Origin of the sequence: Actinocrinis sp. (assembly GCF_035650855.1) — a bacterium.
GTDB lineage: Bacteria > Actinomycetota > Actinomycetes > Streptomycetales > Catenulisporaceae > Actinocrinis.
In genome coordinates this window covers 1-5,871 of sequence record NZ_DASRGV010000350.1, presented here as the reverse complement: position 1 = coordinate 5,871, position 5,871 = coordinate 1, and the positions used below count along the sequence as shown (strand labels likewise).

Annotated in this window: 5 protein-coding genes; 2 read left to right on the top strand and 3 right to left on the bottom strand. The window is 68.2% G+C overall.

Features of this window, described 5'->3' with window-relative positions; genetic code table 11:
• From VFB40_RS24760 to VFB40_RS24750, 3 genes are all read right to left on the bottom strand, one after another.
• A partial coding sequence (locus tag VFB40_RS24760) for an ABC transporter permease subunit (protein WP_414642145.1) occupies window positions 1-1,029 on the bottom strand: 1,029 nt, incomplete at its 3' end.
• 5 nt (window positions 1,030-1,034) lie between these two features.
• Entirely contained in the window at window positions 1,035-1,997 is a 963-nt protein-coding gene (locus tag VFB40_RS24755) for a branched-chain amino acid ABC transporter permease (RefSeq protein WP_324854707.1), read from the bottom strand.
• 120 nt (window positions 1,998-2,117) lie between these two features.
• Window positions 2,118-3,371 carry a branched-chain amino acid ABC transporter substrate-binding protein gene (locus VFB40_RS24750; protein WP_324854705.1) on the bottom strand — a complete coding sequence of 418 codons (1,254 nt, stop codon included), beginning with the start codon at window positions 3,369-3,371 and terminating at the stop codon, window positions 2,118-2,120.
• A 509-nt stretch (window positions 3,372-3,880) separates the two neighbouring features.
• Between VFB40_RS24750 and VFB40_RS24745 the strand changes: the two genes are divergently transcribed.
• Both VFB40_RS24745 and VFB40_RS24740 read left to right on the top strand, forming a co-directional pair.
• Entirely contained in the window at window positions 3,881-4,801 is a 921-nt protein-coding gene (locus VFB40_RS24745) for an ABC transporter substrate-binding protein (RefSeq protein ID WP_324854704.1), read from the top strand.
• 7 nt (window positions 4,802-4,808) lie between these two features.
• Window positions 4,809-5,798 (top strand): amino acid ABC transporter permease, encoded by a 990-nt coding sequence (locus VFB40_RS24740; protein ID WP_324838405.1) that lies wholly within the window; start codon window positions 4,809-4,811, stop codon window positions 5,796-5,798.
• Window positions 5,799-5,871 lie beyond the last annotated feature (73 nt).

Genomic DNA, 5,871 nt, shown 5'->3' with positions numbered 1-5,871 from the left:
GCCGCGCAACCGCAGCGTCGGGGCGCCGATGATCACGCCGGCGATGATCGAGACGCTCACGCCGATCAGGATCTGCCCCCAGAACGGCAGCACGGTGTGCGCGTATCGGGAGGAGAGCGCCCCGGAGACCAGGGCCGCGCTATATGCGCCGACGCCGAGGAACGCGACGTAGCCCAGGTCGAGCAGACCGGCCAGGCCGACCACGATGTTCAGGCCGAGGGCCACCGTCGCGAAGATCAGGATGTCGTCGGCGATCGTGTTGTACTGGTCAGAGGTCTGCAGGAACACGAACAGCAGCGCGGCCACGAAGGCGGCAACCGAGGTGGCGATCCGGTTCCGCGACGTCAGGTCGGTGAGCCGGGCCAGCATGCCGCTGCTGTTCAGGCCCCACGCGGCGAAGCCGACCGCCAGCGCGAAGCCGAGGAACTCCTCGGTGAAGGTGGTGGTGATGCCGTAGTCGGCGACGAACATCACCAGGACGATCGCGACGAGGATGATCGCGGACTGCGCCCAGAGCGGGATCGGCCGCGCCGGGGGCGCGTCGCGCTGGTCGTCGGGCAGCAGGAAGGAACCGGCCACCGGCAGCAGCGTGGCGATCGCGGCGGTCCAGGACCCGGACACCCAGTTCGCCAGGCCGTTGAGCTCGATGGCGATGGCCAGCAGGACGTACCAGGTGGAGACCGCGTTGGCGAGCGCGAGTCCGCGCAGCAGCCGCACGTAGCCGCGCGGCGCGAGCCAGCGCAGTCCGGGAACGCCGTACGCGGGCCCGAGCGCGAGGATCAGCACGACGCTGACCACGAGGGTGATCAGCTGATTGCCGCCCGGATAGCCGCTGACGGACAGGTTGCCCGGGAAGGACGCGGTCCAGGTCCAGGCGAGGAACGTGGAGAACAGCGAGGCGACCGCGCCGACCGCGACCAGCGCCTTGGCGATGGTCGGACTGACTGTGGGCCGCCCCTCCCGGCGCGCGGCCAGCGGGGTCTGCGGCGGCTGGGAGCCGGCGCCCCACTCCGGTACTTGCTCAGTCATGCCGCTCACGCCCTATCCGCGACTCGCTCGCCGAGCAGACCCTGCGGCCTGACCAGCAGAACGATGATGAGCAGTAGGAACGCCCACACGTCCTGCCACGCGGTACCCCACTGCTGGGTGGCGTTGTAGCTCGCCAGGACACCGGTGGTCACCTGTTCCGCGATGCCGAGGACCAGGCCGCCGACCATCGCGCCGTAGATGTTGCCGATGCCGCCGAGCACGGCGGCCGTGAACGCCTTGAGCCCCGCGGAGAAGCCCATGTCGAAGGACACCTGCCCGAACCGCAGCCCGTAGGTCATCGCCGCCACCGCCGCGAAGGCCGCACCGAGGACGAACGCGACCACGATGACCTTGTCGGTGTTGATGCCCATCAGCCGCGCGGTGTCAGGGTCCTGAGCGGTGGCCTGCATCGCGCGTCCGGTGCGGGTCTTCATGACGAAGTACGCGAGGTACGCCATGCAGATCACCGAGACGACGACCGTGAGCAGGTCCGCGCGCTGGATCAGCACGCCGCCGAGGTGGAACGGCTTTCCGCCGAAGGTCGGGAACTGCAGCGGCGCGGTGACGCCCCGGAAGGTGTGGCCTCCCGGCTGCGGGTACCACAGGAAGACGAGCTGCTGCAGCAGGATCGAGACGCCGATGGCGGTGATCAGCGGGGCCAGCCGCGGCGCGTTGCGCAGCGGCCGGTAGGCGAAGCGTTCCGCGAGCACGGCGATGATCACCGACGCGATCATGCCGCCGACGAGCATGATGGGCAGCGCGGCGAGCAGCGGCAGGTGCTGGACCGGCGGGATCCACAGATAGACCGCCAGCGCGCCGAAACCGCCGAACATGAAGAACTCGCCGTGGGCGAAGTTGATCAGCTGGATGATGCCGTAGACCATGGTGTAGCCGACGGCGATCAGCCCGTACATCGCGCCCTGCGCGATGCCGTTGGTCACCAGCTGAAGGAAGACCGTGGTTGTCACGGGGCGTCCTTCCGGATCGAGGCGGGGACGAGGTCGAGGTCAAGCATGGCCGCGCGGAGGGCGCTGTGGTAGCCGCCCTCCGCGCTTGAGACCGGATTCCTCGTGGGACTGGGTCTACCGTCAGCCGCCGAAGGTGCCGACCTTGACGCCGTTGTCCCAAGCGCCGTTCTCGACCTTGTACATGGTCAGCTGCTTGTTGCCGGTGTCACCGAACTGGTCGAAGGACACGTGGCCGGTCACGCCGTCGAAGGACACGCTCTGCATGGCGGCCTCGACCTTCTGCCGGAAGTCCGAGGAGCTGCTGGGCACCTTGCCGCCGTTGGCCGCGACGACCGCCTTGACCGCCTCGATGATCGACCAGCCCGCGTCGTAGGAGTAGCCGCCGTAGACCGAGTACGGAGCGGAGTAGCCGGCCGCGTTGTAGTTCGAGATGAACGTCTTCGCGGAGGCCAGCGTCGAGATCGGCGCGCCCGGCACGGTGGCGTAGTCACCGTTGGCCGCGGTGCCGGCCAGCTTGATGTAGGTCGGGTCCTGCATGCCGTCGCCGCCCATCACCGGGATATTGTCGCCACCGGCCTTGAGCTGCTTGGAGAGCGGACCGCCCTGCGGGTACTCGCCGCCGTAGTACAGCAGCTGGGCGCCCGAGTTCTTCACCGCGGTCACCACCGCCGAGTAGTCGGTGCTGGTGTCCGAGATCGCCTGCGCCACCGTGATCGTGCCGCCGAGCTTCTTGAACTCGTCGGTGAAGGTCTGCGCCAGGCCCTTGCCGTAGGTCTTGCCGTCGTTGACCGTCGCGACCTTGGTGATCTTCAGGTCGTTGTAGACGTAGTCGGCGGCGAACGGGCCCTGGACCTTGTCCGTGGTCACCACGCGGAAGTACGACTTGTACGGCCGCACCGGGCTGGTCTGCCAGTTCGGGCCCTGCGTCAGCGAGGGGTTGGTGTTGGCCGGCGAGACCTCGGTGACGTTCGCCTGGTCGAACACCTGCTGCATCGACTGCGCGACGCTGGAGTTGAGCGGGCCGACCACGCCGACCACGGCGCTGTCCGCCACCAGCGCGGTGGCGTTCTGCTGGCCGATCGTCGGGTTCGCCTGGTCGTCCTTGGCCACCAGCTTGAAGGTGACGCCCGGCACCTCGTTGTTCTTGTTCGCGGTCTTCACCGCCAGGTCGGTCGAGTTCTGGATGCCCAGGCCCAGCGCGGCCAGCGAGCCGGTCAGCGGGGCGTCGACCCCGATCTCCACCACCGTGCCGCCACTGCTGCCGCCGGTGCTGCTGCTGCTCGACGGGCTCCCCCCTCGGGAGCCGCATCCGGCCAGGGTCAGAGCACCGACGGCGATGACCGCGCTCATCTTGTAGAGCGAAGTGCTTCGCATAAAACTCTCTCCCTCGTAGTGGCAGGGCACCGGAGGCGGGCACGTTGTGGCACCCGCTTCTTCCGACCAAGCCTCGTAGGCGAATCCGCATGGATTGCGGGAGAGAGTAGTGCGCAGCCTGCTGACTGGGCAGGGGTTTGCTCTACACTTGATCGTCTCGTTATGTGAAATCCACGTGTCCCGCCGCACGTAGATCGACGTATTCGGCGATCACCTGCGATCTTGGCCGAGCGCGCGGCCGCGCGCGAGCCCGGTTCACCCCGTCGGCGTACGGCCGTTCGGGTGCGCCCGCCGGGGCCGGCGCGGCGCCGGGCACGGCGGGTGATCGTCCGGCGACAAAGGCGGCATAGCCCGCGAGAGATCACGAAACGGATAACATCGCCGCGCGCGCCTCGATCAGGCGGCGTCTCAGGCAACAAGATGAACACGGTTCTTCCGGTTGCAATATCCAAGTGAAACCATGCGGCGCAGCAGCCCCTACGCCACGAACGAAGGAAGCGGATCTCTTCATGCCACAGCTCATCGGGCACCGCGCCGTCGCGGGCGGCGCAATCCTCGCCGCCGCCGCACTGCTCGCCGCAGGCTGCGCGAGCAACCCGGCCACCTCCGCCGGCTCCGGATCGGGGTCGAGCGCGTCGGCGAGCGCCGGGACCGACCCGAAGTCGCTGGTCCCGGCGGACGTCAAGGCCAAGGGCACGCTCATCGTGGCCGCCGACGCCTCGTACGCGCCGAACGAGTTCTTCGCCAGCGACGGTAAGACGATCATCGGCATGGACGCGGACCTGGCCCAGGCGCTCGGCCAGGAGTTGGGCCTGAAGGTGACCGTGCAGAACGTGACCTTCGACAGCATTCTCGCCGGCATCAGCGCGGGCAAGTACGACCTGGGCATGTCCTCCTTCACGGACACCAAGGAGCGCGAGGGCGCGGTCGACTTCGTCACGTACTTCTCCGCGGGCAGTTCCCTGATGGTCAAGGCGGGCAACCCCGAGGGACTCAAGCCGAACGACGTGTCGCTGTGCGGTAAGACGCTCGCGGTGGAGAAGGGCACCGTGCAGGAGAGCACGGACATCCCGGCGGACACCAAGACCTGCACCAGCGCCGGAAAGCCCGCGGTCAAGGGCCTGTCCTTCGATGACCAGAACGGCGCGAACCTCGCGCTCTCCAGCGGCCGCGCCGACGGCGTGCTCGCCGACTCGCCGGTCGCGGACTACGCGGCGAAGCAGTCCGGCGGCAAGTTCGTCATCTCCGGGCAGCCTTACGGCACCGCGCCCTACGGCATCGCGATGCCCAAGGGCACCGGGATGTCCAACGCGGTCCTTGCCGCGCTCAAGGTGCTGATCTCCAACGGCACCTACAACCAGATCCTCACCAAGTGGGGCATCCAGGACGGCGGGATCACCAACCCCGTGATCAACGGCGCCACGAGCTGAGTGCTGCGTGAGTGAGCAAGTGAGCGAACAAGCCACGACCGCGGAGGCGGCGCAGCGAGCACGGCCCGAGACGATACGGGCCGTGCCGGTGCGCCACCCCGGCCGCTGGGTCGCGGCGGCGGTCATCGCGGTGCTGCTGGCGATGTTGCTGAACAACCTCGCCACCAACGTGCGCTGGCAGGGCTGGATCATCGGCCAGTACCTGTTCAACAGCCAGGTGCTGCACGGGGTGGCCGCCACCCTCTGGCTGACCGTCATCGCGATGATCGTCGGCGTGGTCGGCGGCGTGATCCTGGCCGTGATGCGACTGTCGGACAACCCGATCGTCTCCTCGGCGGCCTGGGTCTACATCTGGTTCTTCCGCGGCACCCCGCTGCTGGTCCAGCTGTTCTTCTGGTACAACATCGCGGCGCTGTTCCCGACCATCTCCGTCGGCATCCCGTTCGGCCCCGGCTTCCATACCTGGTCGACCGTCACCCTGGTCACCCCGTTCGCCGCGTCGATCCTCGGCCTCGGCCTCAACGAGGCGGCGTACATGTCGGAGATCGTGCGCGCCGGCATCATCGCGGTGGACGAGGGCCAGACGGAGGCGGCCTGCGCGCTCGGCATGCGCAGGCTGCTGATCATGCGGCGGATCGTGCTGCCGCAGGCGATGCGGGTGATCATCCCGCCGACCGGCAACGAGACCATCTCGATGCTCAAGAACACCTCGCTGGTCTCCGTCGTCGCCGGCTTCGACCTGCTGGTCTCGGTGCAGCGGATCTACAACGCCAACTACAAGATCATCCCGCTGCTGGTGGTCGCCTCGATCTGGTATCTGGTGATGACCTCGATCCTGACGGTGGGTCAGTACTACGTGGAGCGCCACTACGCCCGCGGCTCGGTGCGCAACCTGCCGCCGACGCCGCCGCAGAAGCTGCGCGAGTTCTTCGTACGCAACTTCTTCCCACGCCACGCCGTGCCAGCCTCGGCGCCGGCCCGGGGAGGTGACGCGTGACCACCGTGCCCACTCCCGAGGACAACGCCCTGCCCGAGACGCAGGCGCAGACCGCTGACGTGGCCCCCGCCTC